20 protein-coding genes are annotated in these 22,250 nt (G+C 71.3%); 11 read left to right on the top strand and 9 right to left on the bottom strand.

The annotated features are described in order from the left end of the window. Positions 1-6: 6 nt before the first annotated feature. The 4 genes from RR3_RS05730 to RR3_RS05715 are packed head-to-tail and all read right to left on the bottom strand — an operon-like array spanning position 7 to position 3,656. Positions 7-771, bottom strand: coding sequence for a (2Fe-2S)-binding protein (locus tag RR3_RS05730; protein WP_234420164.1), 765 nt, complete (start codon positions 769-771; stop codon positions 7-9). Continuing rightward, a complete protein-coding gene (locus RR3_RS05725) occupies positions 764-1,546 on the bottom strand; it encodes an ABC transporter ATP-binding protein (protein WP_026137726.1) in 783 nt (260 codons plus the stop codon). Before RR3_RS05725 ends, RR3_RS05730 begins: the two co-directional genes overlap by 8 nt. Next, positions 1,543-2,652 (bottom strand): FecCD family ABC transporter permease, encoded by a 1,110-nt coding sequence (locus RR3_RS05720; RefSeq protein WP_064066464.1) that lies wholly within the window; start codon positions 2,650-2,652, stop codon positions 1,543-1,545. The genes RR3_RS05725 and RR3_RS05720 overlap by 4 nt, the downstream gene beginning before the upstream one ends. Then, positions 2,649-3,656, bottom strand: a complete 1,008-nt coding sequence (locus tag RR3_RS05715) for an ABC transporter substrate-binding protein (RefSeq protein WP_017680619.1) — start codon at positions 3,654-3,656, stop codon at positions 2,649-2,651. The genes RR3_RS05720 and RR3_RS05715 overlap by 4 nt, the downstream gene beginning before the upstream one ends. A gap of 664 nt (positions 3,657-4,320) precedes the next feature. Here RR3_RS05715 and RR3_RS05710 point away from each other — a divergent pair. Beyond that, on the top strand, positions 4,321-4,569 hold the full coding sequence (locus RR3_RS05710) for a hypothetical protein (protein WP_017680618.1): 249 nt from the start codon (positions 4,321-4,323) through the stop codon (positions 4,567-4,569). A gap of 18 nt (positions 4,570-4,587) precedes the next feature. On the opposite strand, the gene RR3_RS05705 is transcribed toward RR3_RS05710, so the two are convergent. Then, positions 4,588-4,923, bottom strand: coding sequence for a hypothetical protein (locus RR3_RS05705; protein ID WP_225222236.1), 336 nt, complete (start codon positions 4,921-4,923; stop codon positions 4,588-4,590). A 125-nt stretch (positions 4,924-5,048) separates the two neighbouring features. Further along, positions 5,049-6,026 carry an LLM class F420-dependent oxidoreductase gene (locus RR3_RS05700; protein ID WP_017680617.1) on the bottom strand — a complete coding sequence of 326 codons (978 nt, stop codon included), beginning with the start codon at positions 6,024-6,026 and terminating at the stop codon, positions 5,049-5,051. A 326-nt stretch (positions 6,027-6,352) separates the two neighbouring features. Here RR3_RS05700 and RR3_RS05695 point away from each other — a divergent pair, with 326 nt between their 5' ends. Together RR3_RS05695 and RR3_RS05690 are read left to right on the top strand one after the other, a co-directional pair. Next, a complete protein-coding gene (locus RR3_RS05695) occupies positions 6,353-6,946 on the top strand; it encodes a maleylpyruvate isomerase family mycothiol-dependent enzyme (protein ID WP_010593803.1) in 594 nt (197 codons plus the stop codon). Positions 6,947-7,109: 163 nt separating this feature from the next. Continuing rightward, on the top strand, positions 7,110-8,387 hold the full coding sequence (locus tag RR3_RS05690) for a MalY/PatB family protein (protein WP_017680616.1): 1,278 nt from the start codon (positions 7,110-7,112) through the stop codon (positions 8,385-8,387). On the opposite strand, the gene RR3_RS05685 is transcribed toward RR3_RS05690, so the two are convergent. Then, positions 8,358-10,499, bottom strand: a complete 2,142-nt coding sequence (locus RR3_RS05685; protein ID WP_010593801.1) for an NAD(+) synthase — start codon at positions 10,497-10,499, stop codon at positions 8,358-8,360. The genes RR3_RS05690 and RR3_RS05685 overlap by 30 nt on opposite strands. A gap of 190 nt (positions 10,500-10,689) precedes the next feature. Between RR3_RS05685 and RR3_RS05680 the strand changes: the two genes are divergently transcribed. Beyond that, positions 10,690-11,394 carry a GAF and ANTAR domain-containing protein gene (locus RR3_RS05680; protein WP_225222235.1) on the top strand — a complete coding sequence of 235 codons (705 nt, stop codon included), beginning with the start codon at positions 10,690-10,692 and terminating at the stop codon, positions 11,392-11,394. A gap of 5 nt (positions 11,395-11,399) precedes the next feature. Here the strand turns inward: RR3_RS05680 and RR3_RS05675 are convergent, their stop codons facing one another. Next, positions 11,400-12,146, bottom strand: a complete 747-nt coding sequence (locus tag RR3_RS05675) for a Mut7-C RNAse domain-containing protein (RefSeq protein WP_026137725.1) — start codon at positions 12,144-12,146, stop codon at positions 11,400-11,402. A gap of 307 nt (positions 12,147-12,453) precedes the next feature. Between RR3_RS05675 and RR3_RS05670 the strand changes: the two genes are divergently transcribed. The 5 genes from RR3_RS05670 (at position 12,454) to RR3_RS05650 (ending at position 18,289) form a co-directional block, all read left to right on the top strand. Next, entirely contained in the window at positions 12,454-13,776 is a 1,323-nt protein-coding gene (locus RR3_RS05670) for a nitroreductase/quinone reductase family protein (RefSeq protein WP_017680613.1), read from the top strand. 193 nt (positions 13,777-13,969) lie between these two features. Beyond that, positions 13,970-14,533, top strand: a complete 564-nt coding sequence (gene ahpC, locus RR3_RS05665) for an alkyl hydroperoxide reductase subunit C (protein ID WP_003936729.1) — start codon at positions 13,970-13,972, stop codon at positions 14,531-14,533. Positions 14,534-14,666: 133 nt separating this feature from the next. Next, entirely contained in the window at positions 14,667-16,259 is a 1,593-nt protein-coding gene (ahpF, locus tag RR3_RS05660; RefSeq protein WP_010593796.1) for an alkyl hydroperoxide reductase subunit F, read from the top strand. 10 nt (positions 16,260-16,269) lie between these two features. Next, on the top strand, positions 16,270-17,187 hold the full coding sequence (locus tag RR3_RS05655) for a LysR substrate-binding domain-containing protein (RefSeq protein WP_010593795.1): 918 nt from the start codon (positions 16,270-16,272) through the stop codon (positions 17,185-17,187). 58 nt (positions 17,188-17,245) lie between these two features. Beyond that, positions 17,246-18,289: a nucleoside hydrolase gene (locus RR3_RS05650; protein ID WP_064066463.1), complete on the top strand. Its 1,044-nt coding sequence runs from the start codon at positions 17,246-17,248 to the stop codon at positions 18,287-18,289. A 99-nt stretch (positions 18,290-18,388) separates the two neighbouring features. On the opposite strand, the gene RR3_RS05645 is transcribed toward RR3_RS05650, so the two are convergent. After that, entirely contained in the window at positions 18,389-19,789 is a 1,401-nt protein-coding gene (locus tag RR3_RS05645; RefSeq protein ID WP_026137724.1) for a cation:dicarboxylate symporter family transporter, read from the bottom strand. A 191-nt stretch (positions 19,790-19,980) separates the two neighbouring features. Here RR3_RS05645 and RR3_RS05640 point away from each other — a divergent pair, with 191 nt between their 5' ends. Next, a complete protein-coding gene (locus RR3_RS05640) occupies positions 19,981-21,537 on the top strand; it encodes a sensor histidine kinase (protein WP_064066467.1) in 1,557 nt (518 codons plus the stop codon). Beyond that, positions 21,534-22,223, top strand: a complete 690-nt coding sequence (locus RR3_RS05635) for a response regulator (protein WP_017680607.1) — start codon at positions 21,534-21,536, stop codon at positions 22,221-22,223. The genes RR3_RS05640 and RR3_RS05635 overlap by 4 nt, the downstream gene beginning before the upstream one ends. The last annotated feature ends 27 nt before the right edge of the window (positions 22,224-22,250 follow it).

Raw genomic sequence — 22,250 nt, 5'->3', positions numbered from 1 at the left:
TCCGCGTCACGTCCGTGCGGCGACGTACCGCCGCAACGCCGCGTCGCGGTCGGCCGGTGCCCGGCGCGGACAGCTCGTGCACTTGTCGCTGCCGGTCGCGCGGTAGATCAGACAGCAGGAGCTGCGGCGCACGAAGCGCCGTCCCGATTCCGGCGATCCCGGCGCCGCCGTCCCGCTCCCGCCCGGTCCGACGTCGACGAAACGCGGTGGGAGCAGGGGCGGTACGGACAGCACGGCGGCAAGAGCGCATCCGTCCTCGGTGCGGTGGGCGGCACGCCCGGCGTCGAGGGCGCGGTTGGCGATCGAGTCGGACGCGACGGCCCACAGCGCCCGCTCCGAGGCACCCGACACCCCCGCGAGCGGTACGACGATCGCCGACAGCGCCGGCCCGAGAGCACGCGCGAAGGCATCGGCCCCGGTCAGCAGGTGTGAGGACCGTACCGCGCCGAGGTAGCCGTCCGGTCGCAGCGTGCAGCGCCACCGGGCCGGGTCCGGATCGGGGGCGCAGCCGGTGGCCAGGAGCATCGCGACGGGTCCGGCCACGAGTGTCGAACTCGCCGAGTACCACCAGAGCGTGCCGGCGACCCGGGGGTCGGGGCAGTCCCATCTGCGTCCGGTGTCGCGGACCCGTTCGGCCAGCCACTGCGGATCGGTCGAGAGCCTGCCCGGAAGGACGACGGGCCCGAGGTCGACGGTGTGCGCGAAGTCGCCGAGCAGGGACCGGGCCGCGGCATAGGCACGCGCCACGGCACCGGAGTGGCGGTCAGGCATCGACCGGCCCCCGGACGTCGAGGGTGCGCCGGCCGTCGCCGTCCACACCGACCCGGCCGCGGACGCCGAAGACCTCCGCCAGCAGCGCGGGTTGCAGGACGTCCTCCGGAGTTCCCTCGGCGACCACCGACCCGTGGTTCAGCACCGCCATCCGGTCGCAGTACTCGGTCGCCAGCCGCAGGTCGTGCAGCGTCACCAGGACGGCGAGCCCGTCCGCGGCGAGGCCGCGCAGCAACTCCAGCACGGTCAGCTGGTGACGCAGGTCCAGGTGATTGGTCGGCTCGTCGAGCAGCAGCACCCGGGGCTGCTGGGCCAGGGCCCGGGCGATGGAGACACGCTGACGCTCTCCCCCGGACAGGGCGAGCACGTCGCGGTCGGCGAGGTGCAGCAGCCCGAGCCGGCCGAGCACGTCCTCGACCACCGCCCGGTCGTCGTCGCCGAACGGTTCGAGCCAGCCGCGGCGGGCGGTGCGCCCGAGCTGCACCGATTCGCGGACGGTCGTCCCGCCGAGCGCGACCGGTTCCTGGACGCCGACCCCGACGAGGCGGGCGAGGGAGCGGCGCGTGACGTCGGTGACGTCCCGGTCGTCGACGGTGATCGTGCCGGCCCCGACCGGCACCGCGCGGTAACAGGCGCGCAGCAGGGTCGTCTTGCCGCTGCCGTTGGGTCCGACGAGGGCGAGTACCCGGCCCGCCGCCACGTCGAGGTCCACCCCGTCGAGAACGATGCGTTCGCCCAGCCGGGCACGGACCCCGGTGGCGCGCAGGCAGGTCACCACTCCCGCCCGTAGCTGCGCCACAGCATGACGAGGAAGGCCGGTGCCCCGAGCAGTCCGGTGACGACCCCCACCGGCAGTTCGGTCGAGCTGCTGACCGAGCGGGCGACGACGTCGGCCAGGACCAGCGCGAGCGCCCCGGCCACCGCCGCCACGGGTATCGACCGGACGCTGTTGCGGCCGACGAGGTGACCGGCGACGTGCGGGATCAGCAGTCCGATGAAACCGACGGTCCCCGAGACCGCCACTGCCGCGGCGGTGAGCAGCGAGACCGCGAGCAGGATCAGGATGCGGAACCGCCGCACGTCCATTCCCAGCGCGGTCGCCCCGTCGTCGCCGACGAGCAGCAGGTTCAGCTGCCGGCCGCACAGCAGGACGCCGCCGCCGACGACGAGCAGGACCAGCGCGGGCACGGCCAGCACGGACCAGGTCGCATCCCCGAATCCTCCTGCCAGCCAGCGCATCACGGTGCCGAGCTGGTGGTCGTCACCGAGGACCAGCAGGGTGAAGGTGGTCGCCGCGGAGAACACCATCGACATCGCCACGCCGACGAGGACGATCGCGGTGACGGCGTGGGCGCGCACACTGACCGCGATCGCGCCGGCGAGCGGGACCAGGGCTCCCAGGAAGGCCGCGAACGGCAGGGTGAAGGCTCCGAGGGCGCCGCCGCCGACACCCAGGACCGTCACCAGCACCACCCCGAACCCGGCGCCGGAGGACACGCCCAGCAGATAGGGGTCGGCCAGCGGATTGCGGGTCACCGCCTGCGCCACCACCCCGGCGATCGCGAGCGCGGCACCGACGACGGCCGCCGTCAGCGCTCGGGGCAGGCGGGAGTCGACGACGATCGCTTCCCGCGCCGCGGTCCACCACGGCATGAAGGCTCCCGGGGCGAGGCGGTGCGCGACGATCGCCCACACGTCGCCGAAGGGGATGTTCACCGTGCCCAGCGATACGGCGCCCGCCAGCGCCAGCACGAGCGCGGCGAGCAGCGGCGGCAGGATCAGCCACAGCGAACGATGGTGCGCGCCCCCGGCGCCTGCCCGGACCGCCGGGGCCGGGGCGTGCGGCGACGACGGGCCGGTCAGGGTGCCGGCGGCGGTCACGGCGCGTCCGGGAATGCGGCCGGGTGCAGTCCGCGGGCGATCGTCTCGACCGAATCGACCATGCGCGAACTTTCGAAGAAGTCGTCGAGCGGCACGACGACGAATCGGTCGTTGCGCACGGCGGGTGTGGTGGCCACGATCGGCTGGTTCTTCAGATAGGCGATCTTGTCCTGCGCGCTGGTCGCACCGTAGTCCAGAACGACGATCGCCTCGGGTGCGCGCTCACCGACGATCTCCCAGCCGGTGGTGAAGTACGGCTTCGGGCCTTCGGCGGTGATGTTGTCGGCGCCGGCGTAGCCGGCGATGAGGTTGCCGATGCCCACGCCACCGACCGAGAGCGGTTCGGCCTCGCCGGAGTCGTAGAAGAAGGTGCGCACGGGTGCGACGGCAGCCTGCGCCAGCCGGGCACGTACCGCGTCGAGTTCCGCGGTGATCGACCGGGTCAGATCCGCGGCCTGCTCCTCGACACCGAGAAGAGCGCCGAGCTGGGCGAAGTCGTTCTCCAGCAGGGCGATATCGGAGAAGCCGGCACCGCAGTACTCGGAGAACAGGAACGTGTGGATCCCCGCCTGCTCGAGCGCGTCCCGCCCCCGACCGGTCTTGTCGTCGAATGCGCTGCGCATCCCGCCGACGACCAGGTCCGGTTCGAGGTCGCGGATCTGCTCGTATGTCGGGTACTCGGCGGCCAGCGACGGGATCGCCCGGAACTGCTCGGCCGTCTCCGGGAGCGGGTCGTCCTTCTCGCCGTAGCCCATGCCGACGATGCGGTCCCCCACGCCCATCTGGATCAGGGTTTCGGTGACGTGGTCGTTCATCGACACGATCCGCTGCGGGGGCGCGTCGTAGGTGGCGGTGCGTCCGCAATTGGTGATCGAGACCGGTTCGGCGAAGGCTGCCGCGGACGGGCCGGCGCCGATGTCGGCGCCGCGCGAACAACCGGCCGCGGTGGCGACGGCGAGGACGGCGAGAACCGCGGTGGCGGGACGGCGGAAGTCGACGGGCATGGGACCTCGTGCTCTGCTCAGGTGGCACGGGGCAGACTCCGGCACGGCAGCGGCCCCGGACAGAGGTCACCGACTACCCTGCTGGACTCCATCTCGTAGACCACGACGAAATACCGGAGTCGCGCACGTCCATGCAGGCGATCGGGCTCACCGTCGGGTGGACGGTCTACCGTTGCGGGTCAGCGCCGGACTCGGACCGGACTTTCCCTGCATGGGCGTCAGCAACGCTGCGGTCATTATGCATGTCGACGGCCGGCACGTATCGCAGGGTCGGTCCCGAATGCGCGGGTCCTCGGAACGGCGGCCGGGCGCCGTCCGCGCCGCGTGCTCGAAATTCACCCCTGCTTTCACCCCGTTCGCGACGCTCGCTCCGGCACCGCGGCAAGCTCCGATGCGTTCCACCCGATGGAGGCTGTCGGACAGGCCGCACTCTCGTGCAGCCGGAGCCGTCGCCGCCGGCCCCTCCCCGGAGGGGAACGCGCCGGAACGTCGAGTGGGGATGCGGACCGGCGGGGCCGGTCACCGCGCAGGGGGCGGTGGCCGGCGTCCGGGCGCGGGCAGGCCGACTCTACGAAACCCAGAGTTCAAAATGCGGCCATCTGCCGGAGACCCGGCGCCGCGACACTGGAGGCACAAAGTGTCAACGACGGACGGGGAGACACTGATGTCCGAGAACTTCGCCCACCGACCCGACCCCCACTTCGCTCTGCCGCCCGCGGCGGTGCGCCACCCGGTACGCCTCGACGACCCCGCCCCGGCCCGCCCGGCGCCCGGCCTGCGTCCGCGGTTGGGCACCGTGCTCGGTACGGTCGTCTCCGCGGGGGCCGTCGCCACGATGGTCACCGGCTTCGTCGCGGTCGGTGCCGCCGCCACCGTCTCCGGCGTGATCTCGGCGGTGCGGCTCGGTCCCTGACCGTTCCGGCGAACTTCCTCAGTTGCCGAACTGCACGCTGTCGACGACGACGTCGGACCCGAACAGTTCGCGGGCACGGGCCAGGGCCGCGTGGCGCACCTCCGGTTCCGACAGCCTGATGGGCAGCGCCAGGGTCAGCAGCGAGGAACGACCGCCGGACCCGGGCCGGGTCCTGACCCGGCACACCCAGTCCACCGTTCCGCCCTCCCGGCGCGACGCCAGCTCGGTACGCGCGACGTCGCGGGCGGAACACGGCAGGGCAGGGTCGGTCGTGCGTTCGAGCTCGGCCACGAAATCCTCGAGACGCTCGGTGCGCCACTGACGCAGTCCGGCCACGCGCGGTTCGACGTACATCTCGACACCCTTCGACGCCGGACGACCGTCGGTTTGCGCCTGCCGGAGCACACCGCTGACGAGGCCTGCGGCGTCAGTGAGAACTGACTTCTACCGAGACCATCGCGGCGCGCGGCTCCCGCGTTTCACGAGCCCGGCAGCAGACTGCGCAGCGCCGGCAGCAACTCCTGTTCGGCCCACCGGATGAACGGTTCCTGCCGGTCACCGCCGATCTGGACGAGGGCGACCTCGGTGAACCCCGCCTCGACGAACGGCCGGATCTTGTCGACGTACTCGTCGATGTCGTCGCCGCACGGAAGTTGCGCCCCGACCTGTTCGGGCGTCACGAACTGGGTCGCGGCCGCGAACGAGGACGGCGCGGGCAGATCCGGGTTGACCTTCCAGCCGAGGCCGAACCAGCGGAACTGCTCGTGTGCCCGTCGCACAGCCGCGTCGCGGTCGGTGTCGTAGGAGACGGCGATCTGCCCGACCCGCGGTTTGCCCGCTCCCCCCGCCTCGTCGAACATCCGGGTCAGGTCCGGCTCGGGTTCGGTGGCGACCATCAGGTCGGCCTTCTCCCCGGCGAGGGAGCACGACCGCGCGCCGGAGACGGCGATCCCGATCGGCACCCGGTCCTCGGGCAGGTCGTACAGGTGCGCGGACTCGACGTCGAAGTAGTCGCCGCGGAAGTTCACGTTCCCGCCGTCGAACAGTGCCGAGATGATCTCCACGGCCTCGGCCAGCATCTCGTGCCGGGTGCCGACGGCGGGCCAGCCCTTGCCGACGACGTGCTCGTTGAGGTTCTCCCCCGCGCCCAGTCCGAGGCGGAAGCGGCCCCCGGACAGGATCTGCATCGTCGCCGCCTTCTGCGCCACCACCGCCGGGTGGTACCGCAGGATCGGGCACGTCACGTAGGTCATGAGCGGGATCCGCTCGGTGGCCTGCGCCGCGGCACCGAGGACGGACCACGCGTATCCGGAATGTCCCTGTTCCTCCAGCCACGGGTTGTAGTGGTCGCTGATCACCGAGAAATCGAAGCCGGCCTGCTCCGCCATCTGCACGTCGCGGACGAGGTGGTCGGGCCGGGACTGTTCGCAGAGCATGGTGTAGCCGAAGTCGGTCACTGTTCGTTTCCTCCCGTGGTCGGTGTCGGGCGCCGCGCCGGGGCCGGCGATCCGTCCCTGTCGAATACCCACCGGTCGTCTCGGTACACGACAGTCGGGCAGGAGCCGTGGCCGCGGCTCCACCGTCCCCCGATGAGTTCGTCCCGTCCGCGGAGTCTCAACTCTCGCATCACCGTCATCGCCGGCGCGGGTGCTTCGACTGCGGAAGGTTCGGAATATCGATGACACGCGCCCGCCGAGGCGCTCGTCCGAGCCCCGCGCCGGCTTCCTCGTCTCGCGTTGCGAGCTCGAGGATCACCTTGCCCACCGCGTGAAAGGGACCTGCTGTGAACCTGCAATCCGGGGTCGCGCCGACCTACGACGGCCTGGCCGACCTGCTCGCCTCCGTCCCCGCGGAGACCTGGGACGCGCCCTCGCTCTGCGAGAAATGGCAGGTGCGCCACGTGGTCGCGCACGCAACGATGCCGGCGCGGCTCACACCCGAACAGTTCGGAGCCGAGATGGCGGCGGCGGGCGGCGACTTCACCGTGCTGTCCGACACCGTGGCCGCCCGCGACGCGTTCCTTCCGGTCTCCGAACACCTGGCCCATCTCCGGTCGCCGCTGCTGCACGCGTGGCAGCCGCCGGGTGGCGGCGCGGCCGGCGCGCTCAGCCATGCAGTGATCCACTCCCTCGACGTCACGGTCGCGCTCGAGCGGCCGACGGTTGCCCCGGCCGAGGCCGTGGTAGCCGTCCTCGACCAGCTCACCGCCGCGAACGGCGCAGTGTTCGGGGTCGACCTGACCGAGGTCCGGCTCGAAGCCGACGACGCCGACTGGAGCTGGGGCAGCGGCGAGGTGGTGCGGACCGACAGCGGCCGCCTGGTGGCACTGCTGAGCGGCCGCACCCTGCCCGACGGCCGCACACTGCGCCGTGACTGACCGACCGGCCGACTCGAAGGCACCCGGGTCGCCGTCTCCCACAGCAGGGTGACGGAGCATCGGCCCCGGGTCGGATTTCGGGTTCGCCTCCGCCCGATCCGCGCCGCGGGCACACTCACTGCATGGACCGTTCGGCCACCCGACGAGGAACGACGCCGACCGGATGCGGATCGCCGCACCGGAGACGACCTCGACCCGGGGATCCCCGTTGACCGGAGCGTCACCCGCGCCGGAAGCCCGGCAACCCGGATTCGACGACCTCGAGATCGGTGATCTCGTCCGTCGCACCGGCGTCAAGTGGGCACGTGCCGTCCGCGCGGGCGCCCTGCCGGCCTGGGTCGCCGACATGGACTTCCCGATCGCCCCCGCGATCCGGGACGCGCTGTGCGACGCGGCCCGGTCGGGAGAGCTCGGCTACCCCGACTGGGCCGGCGGCACCCCGCTGCGCGCGGAGTTCGCCCGGCGGATGCAGTCCCGCTACGGATGGACGATCGACCCCGCCGACGTGCGGGAGCAGACCGATCTCATCCAGGCGCTGCAGCTGATCCTGCATGTGCACACCGAGCGCGGCGACGGTGTCGTCATCCAGACCCCGAACTACCCGCCCTTCCTGGCCACGATCGCGACCATGGGCCGCAGGACCGTCGAATTCCCGTTCGTCGACACCCCGGAGGGGTGGCGGCTCGACTTCGACGCGCTCCGGGCCTCGCTCGTCGCCGAACGCCCGAAAGTGCTCGTCCTGGTCGACCCGCACAACCCGACGGGACGGGTCCACACCCGTCCCGAACTCACCCGCATCGCCGAACTTGCCGCCGAGTTCGACCTGCTCGTCGTCAGCGACGAGATCCATGCGGAGCTGATCTACGCGCCCCACCGGCACATCCCGTTCGCGTCGATCGGTGCGGACGCGGCGGCGCGGACGATCACCCTCACCTCGGCCGGCAAGGCATTCAACATCGCCGGCCTGCGCTGTGCCGTCGCGCACTACGGGTCGAAGCAGTTGCTTGCCGTGCGGGACCGAGAACCGCCCGACCTGTACGGCACCGTCTCGACCCCTGCCGTGCTCGGCACCCTGGCCGCATGGCGACACGGCCAGGACTGGCAGGAGGCCCTGCTCCGCGTGCTCGACCGCAACCGCCGGCGGGTCGACACGGTCCTGCGTGAGCACCTGCCGGAAGCCCGCCACCATCGGCCGGAGGGCACCTACCTCAGCTGGGTCGATGTCTCGGCTCTGGCCGTCGACGATCCGGTCCGCCGGATCCGGGACCTCGGCCGGGTGCTGGTCGACGGCGGCCGACCCTTCGGACGTTCGGCAGAAGCGTTCGTGCGCATCAACTTCGCCACGTCGGGGGCCGTCCTCGAGCACATCCTCGACGGTGTCTCGGCGGCGCTGCGCGGCCGGCGAGCCGACTCACCGCTGACCGATCTCCTCGGCACCTGAGCAGTCCCGGTCGCGCGGCACCTCCCGCTCGAGTTCGTCGAGCCAGATGCGCGCGGACGCATCCGAGGGCGCGCGCCAGTCCCCGCGCGGTGAGAGCGAGCCACCGGCAGCCACTTTCGGACCGTTCGGCATCGCGGACCGCTTGAACTGACTGAAGGCGAAGAACCGCTGGACGAACACGCCCAGCCACCGCCGGATCTCGGGCAGGTCGTACGCGCGGCGGGCATGCTCGGGATGGCCGGCCGGCCAGTCCCCGGCACCGGTCTCGTGCCAGGCCTGCCACGCCAGGTAGGCGATCTTCGACGGCCGGAACCCGAAGCGCAGCACCTGGAACAGGAAGAAGTCGTGCAGGTCGTACGGACCGATCGCGGCCTGGGTGCTCTGCGGTGTCTCCCCCTCCCCGACCGGGACCAGCTCGGGACTGATCTCGGTACCCAGGACGGCCTCGAGAACGGTGCCGACCTCGGCGTGGAACTGCCCGGACGAGACGACCCAGCGGATCAGATGCTGGATCAACGTCTTCGGCACCCCGGCGTTGACGTTGTAGTGCGACATCTGGTCCCCGACGCCGTACGTCGACCAGCCCAGTGCGATCTCCGACAGGTCCCCCGTCCCGAGCACCAGCCCACCGCGCTGGTTCGCGGCCCGGAACAGGTAGTCGGTGCGCAGCCCGGCCTGGATGTTCTCGAACGTGATGTCGTAGACCCGCTCCCCGCGCGCGAACGGGTGACCCAGGTCCTCGAGCATCACGCGGGCGGCACGGGTGATGTCGATTTCCTCGAGCGTCACCCCGAGCGCGCGGCACAGCCGGCGGGCGTTCTCCCGGGTCCGGTCGCTCGTCGCGAACCCCGGGAGGGTGAAGGCGAGCACGTCCTCACGCGGACGGCCGAGCCGGTCCATCGCCTTGACCGCCACGATGAGCGCGTGGGTGGAATCGAGTCCGCCCGACACCCCGATGACGACCTTCGGCCCGCCCGCCGTCGGACCACTCAGCGCACGCAGGCGCTGTTCGAGCCCCGCGACCTGGATGTTGTAGGCCTCGTAACAGTCGTGCTCGAGGCGGGCCGGGTCGGCGGGCACGAAGGGGTAGCGCTCGACCCGGCGTCGCAGGCCGATGTCGGTGAGCGGGGGTGCGAGGGTGAACGTGATGCGGCGGAACGCGTCGAGACGGGCGGCGTGACGACGCCGGTTGTCGTCGAAGGTGCCCATGCGGGTGCGCTCGTTGCGCAGCAGCTCGAGGTCGACGTCGGCCACCGCGTGCTGTTCGCCGCGCGGGAACCGCTCGGTCTCGGCGAGCAGCATCCCGTTCTCGTACACCATTGCCTGCCCGTCCCAGGACAAATCGGTGGTGGACTCCCCCGCTCCCGCCGCGCAGTACACGTAGGCGGCCAGGCACCGCGACGACGCCGAACGAGCCAGCAGATGCCGGTCCTCGGCGCGGCCGACGGTGATCGGACTGCCCGACAGGTTCGCCAGCACCGTGGCGCCGGCCAGAGCGGCCTCCGCGCTGGGTGGGATCGGCACCCACATGTCCTCGCAGATCTCCACGTGCAGCACCAGACCGGGAACATCCGTGGCCTCGAACAGCAGGTCGGGACCGAACGGAACCTCGTGACCGGCGAGGCGAACCGTGCCGCGCACGTCGTCGCCCGGTGCGAGCTGCCGGCGCTCGTAGAACTCCCGATACGTCGGCAGATACGACTTGGGTGCGACCCCCAGGATCCGCCCGCGGTGCACGACCGCCACCACGTTGTAGATCCGGTGCCGGGGCCGCAACGGCAGCCCCACCAGCAGGACGGGCAGGAGGCCCGCCGAGCCGGCGACGACCTCCGCCAGTGCCCGCTCGGCCGCCTCCAGCACCGTGTCCTGCATCGACAGGTCCTCGATCGAGTACCCGGTCAGTGTCAGCTCGGGAAACACCGCGAGCCCGACCCCGTCGTCGTGGCAGACCCGTGCGGCCCGCAGCACCGTCGCCGCGTTGGCCGCCGGGTCGACGATCGCCGTCGGCGTCGCGCAGGCCGCGACCCGCAGGAAGCCGTGGCGGTAGCTGGACCGGAACTCGGCTCTCGCCTCGGTGTCGGGGACGTCCCGAGGGCCGGCTTCCTCGTTCATCGCACAGCCTCCTTGCTCGCGCCCGCGGCGCCCGGATCGCGTGATCGAATCCTAGGGATCCGGCCGCTCGGCGCCACCCGGGGCCGTGGAGCGGTCCGGATCCGGACTTTCGCGGCATCATCTCGGCGTTCCGGGGAACACTTGCAGTACGGAAGAATCGGGATACGTCCGCGCGGCCCAGGGGGTGGTGATGGCCTACCGGCACGAGGAGTTCGTCGCTGCGCTGTCGAAGTTCGCGCAGCGCCTGCTGACCCCGTACGAGGTCGACGCCGCTCTCGACGCAGTCGTGGGCAAGGTGACCTCCGTGCTCGAACTGACAGGAGCGGGAGTGACTCTGCACGTCGACGGCCGGCTCCGGTTCGTCACCGCCGCCGGCGAACAGGTCGACGCGATGGAGCGGTGCCAGGAACGATTCGACGCCGGACCGTGCGCGCACGCCTTCACCCACGGCGAGACCATCGCCGTCGCCGATGTCCGCGGCCGCGACGACCTGTGGCCGGAATTCGCCGCCGAGGCGCGGCGGCTCGGGATCGCCGCCGTCGCCGGTGTCCCGATGCAACTCGGCGAGGTCAAGGTCGGCGCCCTGGACCTCTACTGCCGCGAACCCCGGGAATGGGCCGACGACGAGCTCGCCGCCGCGCAGGTGTTCGCCGACATGGCCACCGGCTACATCGTCAACTCCGACAAGATGCGCCAGCAGGAACAACTCTCGGCGCAGCTGCAGACCGCGCTCGACACCCGCATCGTCGTCGAGCAGGCCAAGGGCATCACCGCGCAGGCCCGCGGCGTCACCCCGGCTGCGGCATTCGAGCTGATCCGCTCCTACGCGCGCCGCCGTCAGGCGCCGGTGCGCGCCGTCGCCCAGGCGATCGTCGAGGTCGGTCTGCGCGTCTGAGCGCGTCAGAGCTCCGCATCGATCTCCCGCACGAGGGCGACCAGATTCCGGTGGTGCGAGCCCGCCCAGTAGATCCGGCCGCAGTCCGTGCAGCGGGAGAATTCGTCGTAGAAGCGGCGGGTGAGCGGCTCGAGCTGATCGAGCACCTCCTCCTTGGACACGGCGACGAGCCTGCCGTTGCAGCGCAGGCATCGGGTGAACGGAGCGAACCGTGCCCCGAGATCGAGCCGGCGCACGACCTCGACGATCTGTTCGAGCGGACGGTCGGCGTGCACGAACAGCCCGTGGGTGATCTCCCGGCGCTCGAGCAGTCCCCGGTCGCGGGTCAGCAGGATCCGCTGATGGGCACTCCCGATCCGCGCCAGTTCCGCGTCGTCCATGTCCGACGTCCAGATCACGTCGAACCCGAGCAGCCGGAGCAGGCGTGCGAGCCGGCCCAGGTTCACGTCGACCACGAACCGGGGCTCCCGCAGCGGAACCGGGCGCAGCCGGGTGATCGGTTCGATGTCGAGCGCCTCGAACAACGGATAGACCGCGATGCGGGCACCCGGCCGCGGGCGGTACGCGAAGTCCACCGGCTCCCCGTCGACCACGATCAGATCGATCTCCGTGTGCGGGATGCCCATCGCCTCGACGACGTCCTTGACCGTCTGGTGGCTCCGGAACGGCCGTCGCACCGCGACGCCCCGCGACTCGGGCGCGACGAAGTCGTTCAACTCGGCGTACGCCCGGACCTCGACATGGCCGGTCATCGAACGATGGTCGCGCGGAGCGGGCATCGGCACAACCTCCCGGAGGCGCGCGGTCAACGCGGAACGTGGCCCCGCGTCGCAGGCATGCGCCGGACGACGTGGATCGAAGTCGAGCAGGGCTGAATACACTGACCGGAGATCGGTTCACTGCGCTGCCGGACAGAGAACCGGAGAGGGGTTCGGATCGCCCACCCTTCGGCGGGGCGATCCTGGCACTGCGGGCCGCCCGGGCTCGCGACCGGCTCGCGGCGTGGCAGCACGCCACCCGGCTCCGCCTGCCTGACGATCACCACCGCAGGAGTACCCGATGACCTCTCGCACCGGACCGCACCGGATCGCCCCCGGCGTCCACCTCCTCCGGGCCGGGCGGACTGCCGCCGCCCCCAACGTCTACCTGCTCGGGTCGGCAGCGAGGTGGGTGCTGGTGGACGCGGCCTGGTCCGGCAGCGCCGAGATCGTCACCGCGGCAGCAGAGTCGTTGTTCGGCCGGGGCACGAAACCGGCGGCGATCGTGCTGACCCACATCCATCCGGACCACTGCGGGGCGGCCGGGGCGCTGGCCCGGACCTGGCGGGTGCCGGTGTACGTGCACCCCGCCGAGCTGCCGATGGCGGCGGGCCGCTACCTGCCGGAGTTCACGATGCCGCTGGACCGGTGGGTGGTGGCCCCACTGATGCGACTGCTGCCCCGGCGAACTCGGGCACGGATCGAGCACGCAGGCGACATCACCGACGTCGTGCGCCCGCTGGAGCCGGGCGGCGCGGTGCCGGGGCTGCCGGACTGGCAATGGGTGCACACCCCCGGGCACACCCCTGGGCACGTGGCCTACCTGCGGCGCAGCGACGGCGTGCTGATCACCGGGGACGCCACCGTGACCGTGGACCTGAACTCGGTCACCGGGGTGCTGACGGGCCGGCAGCGGCTGGCCGGGCCACCCCGGTACACCACCTGGAGCCGGCCGGCGGCAGTGCGGTCCGTCGCTGCCCTGGCGGCGCTGCAGCCGCAGATGCTCGCCCCCGGGCACGGGCTGCCGCTGACGACCGGGACGGCCGGGGCGCTGCACCACCTGGCCCGGCAACTCGACCGCCCCCGGACCGGTCGGTTGCGCAGGCTCCGGAGCGCCGTGGCCGCGCCCCGTTACGGCGGAGCGGGCCGGTATCGGCCCCCACCGCCGGTGTACGCGCGGCTGCAGTGGCTCGGCCACGCACTGACCCGGCTGCGGCTCAGCCCGCGGAATGTCGTGACGCTGGAGGTCCCCGGCCGTCGCTCCGGTGTCGTGCGCCGGACCAATCTGCTGCTGCTGGACCACGACGGCGAGCAGTACCTGCTGTCGCTGGCCGGCCAGTCCCAGTGGGCCCGCAACGTGCGGGCTGCCGCCGGGCGCGCACTGCTGGTCCGCGGTCGCCGACGTCGGGCGGTCACCCTGGTCGAGGTACCGGTCCCCGGCCGCGCCGACATCCTCCGCGCCTACCTGCTGCGGGGCGGACGGGAACCCGGCCACCGGAAGATCGCTCGGGAGGCGGACATGTACTTCGGCCTGGCCGGTGCACCCACCCGGGCGGAACTCGCGGCCGTGGCCTCGCGCTACCCGGTGTTCCGCGTCACCGACACCGCCTCGCAGCAGTCGTGATATCGGTCACGTCTCGACGCGCGTGCCCCTGCGCCTGGACGGCGGTTCGGTCGCCCAACTGGGGTTTCGCCGCGCCGATCGGATCGATAGATGCAGACTATCAATCGAATGCAGTCGATCGATTGGCCCTGCCTATCGAAACTCGTTAGTGTTTGAAAGGTCAGAATCCCTATCGACCGAACAGAGGTTCAACGTGGCCCTGATCAACAAGCAGATCAAGCCCTTCTCCGCGACCGCCTACCAGGAGGGTGGTTTCATCTCCGTCTCCGACGAGGACATCAAGGGCAAGTGGGCGATCTTCTTCTTCTACCCGGCCGACTTCACCTTCGTCTGCCCGACGGAGCTCGGTGACCTTGCCGACCACTACGAGGAGCTGCAGAAGCTCGGCGTCGAGGTCTTCTCGGTCTCCACCGACACCCACTTCACGCACAAGGCGTGGCACGACTCCTCCGAGACCATCGGCAAGATCAAGTACGCCATGATCGGCGACCCGACCCTGCAGATCAGCACCGACTTCGAGGTGCTGCGCGAGAACGAGGGCCTGGCCGACCGCGGCACCTTCCTCGTCGACCCCGACGGCATCGTCCAGTTCATGGAGGTCACCGCCGAGGGCATCGGCCGCAACGCCGCCGAGCTCGTCCGCAAGGTCAAGGCCGCTCAGTACGTCCGGTCGCACCCGGGCGAGGTCTGCCCGGCCAAGTGGGAAGAGGGCGCCGAGACCCTCGCCCCGTCGCTGGACCTCGTCGGCAAGATCTGACACCTCCGGATCCGACCTTCCTGCGGCGCGGGGCCCGGCCCACATCGGGCCCCGCGCTCCCGGAGCGCCGAGCCACCCGGCGCCGTGCCGAATTCCGATCACCGTTCCCCACCCGTCGATGGAGTAGATACCCATGCTCGAAGCCTCGCTCGCCGGCCAACTGAAGTCCCTCCTCGAGCGGCTGACCCTGCCGATCGAGCTCGTGTCCTCCCTCGACGACGGACCCAAGTCCGCCGAACTCGCCGCCCTTCTCGACGAGATCGCGGCGATGTCGGACAAGATCACCCACGAGCGCCGCGACGACGACGCACGACGCCCCTCGTTCGCCATCCACCGGGTCGGCACCGATATCGAGGTCCGCTTCGCCGGCATCCCGCTCGGTCACGAGTTCACCTCCCTCGCACTCGCTCTCCTCCAGGTCGGCGGTTACCCGTCGAAGGAGCCGGAGGAACTGCAGCAGCAGGTCCGCGACCTGGACGGCGAACTGCACTTCGAGACCTACTTCTCGCTCTCCTGCCAGAACTGCCCGGACGTCGTGCAGGCGCTGAACCTGATGTGCGTACTCAATCCGCGCATCACGCACGTCGCCATCGACGGCGCCCTGTTCCAGGACGAGGTCGACGGACGCCAGGTGATGGCCGTACCGACGGTGTATCTCAACGGGGAACTGTTCGACTCGGGCCGCATGAGCCTCGAGCAGATCGTCGGCAAGCTCGACACCGGCGCCGCAGACCGCGCGGCCGCCGCGATCGCCGAGAAGGACCCGTTCGACGTACTCGTCGTCGGCGGCGGACCGGCCGGCGCCGCAGCCTCGATCTACGCCGCCCGCAAGGGAATTCGCACCGGACTCGCTGCCGAGCGCTTCGGCGGCCAGGTGCTCGACACGATGGCGATCGAGAACTTCGTCTCCGTGCCCTACACCGAAGGTCCCCAGCTCGGCGCCGCGCTCGAGAATCACGTCCGTCAGTACGACGTCGACGTCATGAACCTGCAGCGGGCCGCGAAGCTCGTGCCGGCGACCGTCGAGGGTGGCCTCGTCGAGGTCGAACTGGACAGCGGCGCCTCCCTCCTCGCCCGTACCGTGATCCTGTCCACCGGCGCGCGGTGGCGCTCGATGAACGTGCCCGGCGAGACCGAGTACCGCAACAAGGGCGTGACCTACTGCCCGCACTGCGACGGACCGCTGTTCAAGGGCAAGCGCGTCGCCGTGATCGGCGGCGGCAACTCCGGTGTGGAGGCCGCCATCGACCTCGCCGGCGTCGTCGCGCACGTCACGCTCATCGAATTCGACTCGGTGCTGCGCGCCGACGAGGTGCTGCAGCGCAAGCTGCGCAGCCTGCCGAACGTGGACATCGTCGTCAGCGCACTGACCACCGAGGTCCTCGGCGACGGCACCAAGGTCACCGGCCTGACCTATCAGGACCGCACCACCGAGACGTCGCACACGCTCGAGCTCGAGGGCGTCTTCGTCCAGATCGGTCTGCTGCCCAACACCGAGTGGCTCGCCGGGACGGTCGAGCTGTCGCCGCGCGGCGAGATCGTGATCGACGACCGTGGCCAGACCTCGGTGCCGGGTGTGTTCGCGGCCGGTGACTGCACCACGGTGCCGTACAAGCAGATCGTCATCGCCGCCGGTGCCGGCGCGACCGCGGCGCTCGGCGCGTTCGACCACCTCATCCGCACCAGCGCCCCGGCCGAGGACTCGGTCGCCGCGACCGTCCGGTAGTTCGTCCGTCGTGAACCTGCGTGATCTCGAGTACCTGGCCGCGGTGGCGCACCATCGCCACTTCGGCCGGGCGGCGGAGGCCTGCTTCGTCAGTCAGCCCACGCTGTCGACCCAGCTCCGCAAGCTCGAACAGGAACTCGGCGTCGAACTCGTCGAGCGGAGCCCGCGTCAGATCACCCTGACCGGCGCGGGCACGCAGATCGTGGAGCGGGCCCGGATCATTCTGAGCGAGACCGCGAACATCCGCGAGATCGCCCGGCAGTTCTCCGACCCGGAGTCGGGCACGCTCCGCATCGGCCTGTTCCCGACCCTCGCCCCGTACCTGCTCCCGCACGTCGTGCCGTCGGTACGGGCGAGGTTTCCCGATCTCGAACTGCTGTTGATCGAGGAGAAGACCGAGGACCTGCTCGAACGGCTCCGCCGCGGCGACCTCGACGTCTGCGTGCTCGCACTGCCGATCGACGACGACCACCTGCACCAGGAGTACCTGTTCTCCGAGGACTTCGTGCTCGCCGTCCCGGCCTCCCATCCGCTGGCCGGCACACCCGAACCTGCCCCCGTGTCGGTGATCGCGGACGAGAGCCTGCTGCTGCTCGAGGACGGTCACTGCCTGCGGGACCAGGCCCTCGAGGTGTGCCGGCTGACCGGAGCCGCCGAACGCAACGGCTTCCGGGCGACGAGCCTCGAGACCCTGCGGCAGATGGTGATCGCCGGGGTGGGGGTGACCCTGCTGCCGCGCCTGGCCGTCACCACCCCGGTCGCCCAGCCCCCGGAGATCCGGCTGCTGCGGTTCGCCGAGCCCGTCCCGCGTCGCCACATCGGCATGTTCTGGCGCAAGACCAGCGGCTTCCGCGACTTCCTGCCGCAGCTTGCCGAGATGTTCCGCCGGCTCCCCGAGGGTCTGGTCGACCCGACACCACCCTCCTGAGCGGGAGTCCGCGGCACCGGCCGTGCCGGGCCGCGGGCACGTGCTGCAGGATGGGCGGGTGCCCGAACCCATCCGCCTCGTCGCCGACGTCGACACCGGCATCGACGATGCTCTCGCCCTGCTCTACCTGCTGGCGAGTCCGGAAGCGGAGATCGCCGCGGTGCTCTCCACCGCCGGGAACGTGCCCGTCCCGCAGGTGACCGCGAACAACCTGGCGTGGCTGCAGGTGTGCGGCAGACCGGACATCGAGGTCGCCGTCGGATCGGAGGCCCCACTCGTCGCGCCGCTGATGACCACCGAGGACACGCACGGTCCGCGCGGCGTCGGTTACGCCGACCTGCCCGCCCCCGGTCACGGCCCGTCGGGCCGCAGCGCCGCCGAGGCGTGGGTGGAGCTGACCCGCGCCCACCCCGGCGAACTCGTCGGCCTCGTCACCGGTCCGCTCACCAACCTGGCGCTGGCCGTCCGGCTCGATCCGCAACTCCCCCACCGGCTGCGCCGCCTGGTCGTGATGGGCGGGGCGTTCAACTACCCGGGCAACACCACACCCACCTCGGAATGGAACATCGCGGTGGATCCGGAGGCCGCGAAGGCGGTGTTCGACGCATTCTCCGCCGTGGCACCCGACCGCCGGCCGATCGTGTGCTCCCTCGACACCACCGAGTCGATCGCGATGCGGCCCGATCACCTGCGACGTCTGGCCGAGGCCGCGGGAAGCGTCCCGGCCGAGCTCCTCTCGCCGGACGATCCGCGCGGTCTGCGCTCGCGGGCGTCCAACCCGATCGTGCGGCACCTGTCCGATGCGCTGCGCTTCTACATGGAGTTCCACCGCGACCAGGGTCAGGGCTTCCTGGCCCACGTCCACGATCCGTTCGCGGCGGCGGTCGCCCTCGGAACGGTGCCCTTCACCACCCGCCCGGCGACCGTCGACGTCGAACTCGACGGCCGGCTCACCCGCGGCACCACCGTCGCCGACTGGTCCGGCATGTGGGGCCGGCCGCCGAACGCCGAGATCGTCGTCGCCACGGACCCGCAGGTCTTCTTCGATCACCTCGTCGAACGGGTCGGCGCCCACGTCGCGGCCCGGTTCCGTCCGGCCTGACCCGCACTCGCGCGTGCGTGTGGCCGAATGTCACACCGGTTCGATCTGATCGACCCGGTGTGACATTCGGCCACAGTGGATTCCGCGAGCGGTACCGCGTCAGGCGCGCGCCAGGACCTTCGCCTCCTCGACCACGACGGCAGGTTTCGCGTCGGCCGGGCCGTGGCCGTCGTCGACCATCGTCTCCTCGTCGAACGGGATACGGCCGGCGAGGACGTCGCGGACGCGACCGCGGTCGACGGTTCCGGTCCACGTTCCCACCAGCAGGGTGGCGACGGCGTTGCCGGAGAAGTTGGTGACCGCGCGCGCCTCGGACATGAACCGGTCGATGCCGACGATGAGGCCGACGCCGTCGAGCAGCTCCGGACGGTGGCTCTGCAGGCCGCCGGCGAGCGTGGCCAGGCCCGCCCCGCTCACCCCGGCCGCGCCCTTCGACGCGACGATCATGAACACCAGCAGGGAGAGCTGCTCGGCCAGCGACAGCGGCGAACCGAGCGCGTCGGCGATGAACAGCGAGGCCATCGTCAGGTAGATGGCGGTGCCGTCCAGGTTGAACGAGTAGCCGGTGGGCACGACGACACCGACGGTCGTGCGCTCGACCCCGACATGCTCCATCTTCGCGATGAGCCGCGGCAGCGCGGACTCGGACGAGGACGTCGCGAAGATCAGCAGGTACTCGCGGGCCAGGTACTTGACCAGCTTGAAGATCGACACCCCGGCCACCATCCGCAGCAGGGAGCCGAGCACACCGAACACGAACAGCACGCACGTGAGGTAGAACCCGATCATCAGGGTGCCGAGCTGGACGACCGCGCCGAGACCGGTCTGCCCGACCACGTTGGCGATGGCGCCGAAGGCACCGATCGGAGCGAGCCACAGGATCATCGACAGGATCTTGAACACGAGCTTCTGCACGTAGCCGATGCCGCGCAGGACCGGCTCGCCGGACTTGCCGAGTGCCTGCAGCGCGAAGCCGACCAGCAGCGCGACGAACAGGGTCTGCAGCACACTACCCTCGGTCAGCGCCGACAGCAGCGACGTGGGGATGATCGACGCGACGAAGTCCATGGTCCCGCCCGCGGCATGGGCTTTGTCGGCCAGCGCGGCGCCGGCGCCGGCGGCCTCCGGGGACAGGTTGAGGCCGCTGCCCGGATCGAGCAGGTTGCCCACCCCCAGGCCGATGCCCAGCGCGACGGTGGACATGCCGAGGAAGTACACCATCGCCAGGCCGCCGACCTTGCCGACGCTGGCAGCGGCCCGCACCGAGCCGATGCCGAGGACGATCGTGCAGAAGATGACCGGGCTGATCATCATCTTGATGAGGTCGACGAACATCGTGCCGAGGACGCCGAACGACTTGCCGACGTCCGGGGCGAGCCAGCCGACGAGGACGCCGGCCACCACTGCCACGATGACACCGACGTAGAGCCAGTGCGTGCGGTCTCTGCGCTGGGCCGGTGGCGTGGCGCCGGGTGCCCGGGAGTCTGGTGACGTGCTCATGGCGGATCCTCTCGGATGGGCGGTTCGGGGGCTTCGTGATCGCGGTCACGTTCCTGATAGAAATGGTGGTGTCGCAGCCTCACCCGGTGAAGGTTGCGTTCATTTCGTTCAGGTGATGTCGCGCTCACGAGGCGGACCCACCGGCATCCGGAAGGAGTACGCCCGTGCCGCCGACCGCGCACCGGCCGTCGATGAGCGTGGCGCGTCAGCTGCTGGTGCTGCAGCTGGCGGTGCTCGCCCTGGTCATCGCCGCAGGCACCGTCCTCGTCGGGATCGACGAACGCCGCGACAGCGACGACGCCACCCGCCGCACCGTCCTCGGCATCGCCGAGGCTCTCGCGGGCTCCGATTCGACGGCCGCGGCGTTGCGGACGCCGGATCCGACGGCGGTGCTGCAGCCGCGCACCGAACGGATCCGCGAGGCGACCGGTACCGATTTCATCGTCGTGATGGCGCCGGACCGCACCCGGTACACCCACACCGATCCCGCCATGATCGGTCTGCCGTTCAGCGGCAACATCGACGCTGCGCTCGACGGCACGGCGTTCACCGAGACCTACGCCGGTTCGCTCGGCCCGTCCATCCGGGCCGTGGCGCCGATCCTCGACGGCGGGCAGGTCGTCGGTCTCGTCTCCGTCGGCGTCACCCACGCGCGGGTCGCCGACCAGTTCGCCCGCGGGCTGCCCGCCCTACTCGGTCTGTCGGCCGCGGCCCTGGCCGTCGCCGCGGCCGGCGCCGTGCTCGTCAGCCGGCGCCTGCGCCGCCAGACCCTCGGACTCGCGCCGGACGAACTGCGCCGGCTCTACGAGCACCACGACGCGGTCCTCCACGCGATCGGGGAGGGCCTGATCGTGATCGGCACCGACGACCCCGCCCGCGTGGAGGTCGTCAACGACGAGGCGCGGCGCCTCCTCGGTCTCGGCGACGGCCCGGTCACGACGGACGATCTGCCCGAGGCGCTGCGGGTGGCCGGCCCGGACGCGGACGCCCGCGGTGACGTACTTCTCACCGAGGACCGCGTCCTGGTCGTCGACCGCAGCCCGGTGCAGTGGGAGGGCCGGCGGATCGCCACGGTGACGACGTTGCGGGATCGCACCGAGCTACGTACGGTGCTGGGCGAACTGGACTCGGTCCGCGGTTTCGCCGACGCGCTGCGCGCACAGGCACACGAGTCGGCGAACCGGCTGCACACCATCGTCACGATGGTCGAACTGGGACGTCCCGAGGAGGCGGTCGCGTTCGCGACGGAGGAACTGCGCCTGTCGCAGCAGCTCATCGACCGGCTCACCGCGTCGGTGCAGGAACCCGCACTCGTCGCCCTGCTGCTGGGGAAGATCAACGACGCCGCCGAACGCGGCGTCGAACTGACCGTCACCGACGACACCGCGCTGGGCCCGACCCCCCTCGGCACCCGCGACCTGGTGACACTCGTCGGCAATCTGGTGGACAACGCCATCGACGCCGCCCGGGCCGTCGACGAACCGTGGGTGGAAGTGACGATACGACAGGATGATTCGAACATGATCGTCGAAGTGGCGGACAGCGGACCGGGGATGTCGCCGGAAACCCTCGCCCGCGCCATGACGCGGGGCTACTCCACGAAGGCAGACCACCACGGCCTGGGGCTGGCCCTCGTCGCGCAGGTGGTGACGCGGCACCGCGGCACCCTGCGTACCGAGCCGTCGCTGGGGTCGATGGTCGTCGCCGAGATCCCCCTGCAGGCCGAGCACGCAGGCGGCGCACCGTGATTCGCGTCCTCGTCGTGGAGGACGAGCCTCGCATCGCCGACGCCCACCGCGCGTACGTCGATCGACTGCCGCAGTTCACGGTCGTCGCCGTCGCCGGCACCGGCCGGAACGCGCTGCGTGCCGTCGCGGAGGCCGCGAAGGCCGGTGAGCCGGTGGATCTGGTGCTGCTGGACATCGGGCTGCCCGACATGAGCGGCCTCGACGTCGCGGCGGCGCTGAGCGGGATCCGGCCGAGCCCGGACATCATCGCCGTGACCTCCGCGCGCGACCTCGAGGTCGTTCGCACCGCCGTCGCCCGGGGTATCGTGCTCTACCTGCTCAAGCCCTTCACCTTCGCCGCCCTGAGCGACAAGCTCGACCACTACCTGGCCTACCGCGAGGCGCTCGGCGCGTCCGGCGCGGCCGCCGGCCAGCACGACATCGACCGGGCGATGGCGGCGCTGCGGACCTCCGATCCGCGTGCGTCGTCCCCGAAGGGCGTCGCGCCCCACACTCTCGATGCGGTCGCCCGGTGTCTGCGGGAGGCGTCGGGCCCGCTGACGGCCGCCGAGGTGGGCAGCGCAGTGGGCGTGTCGCGGGTGACGGCGTGGCGGTACCTCGAACGCCTGGCCGACGACGGCGTCGCCGCCCGGCACACCGAGTACGGTCGCGCCGGCCGTCCGCAGATCCGCTACGCCCCGCGCTGAACGAGGGGCCGCCCCGGGGAGCCGCCC

It is taken from the genome of Rhodococcus ruber NBRC 15591 (assembly GCF_001894945.1).
GTDB classification, from domain to species: domain Bacteria; phylum Actinomycetota; class Actinomycetes; order Mycobacteriales; family Mycobacteriaceae; genus Rhodococcus; species Rhodococcus ruber.
The sequence above is the reverse complement of the archived record's forward strand: the minus strand, read 5'-3'. Positions and strand labels throughout refer to the sequence as shown.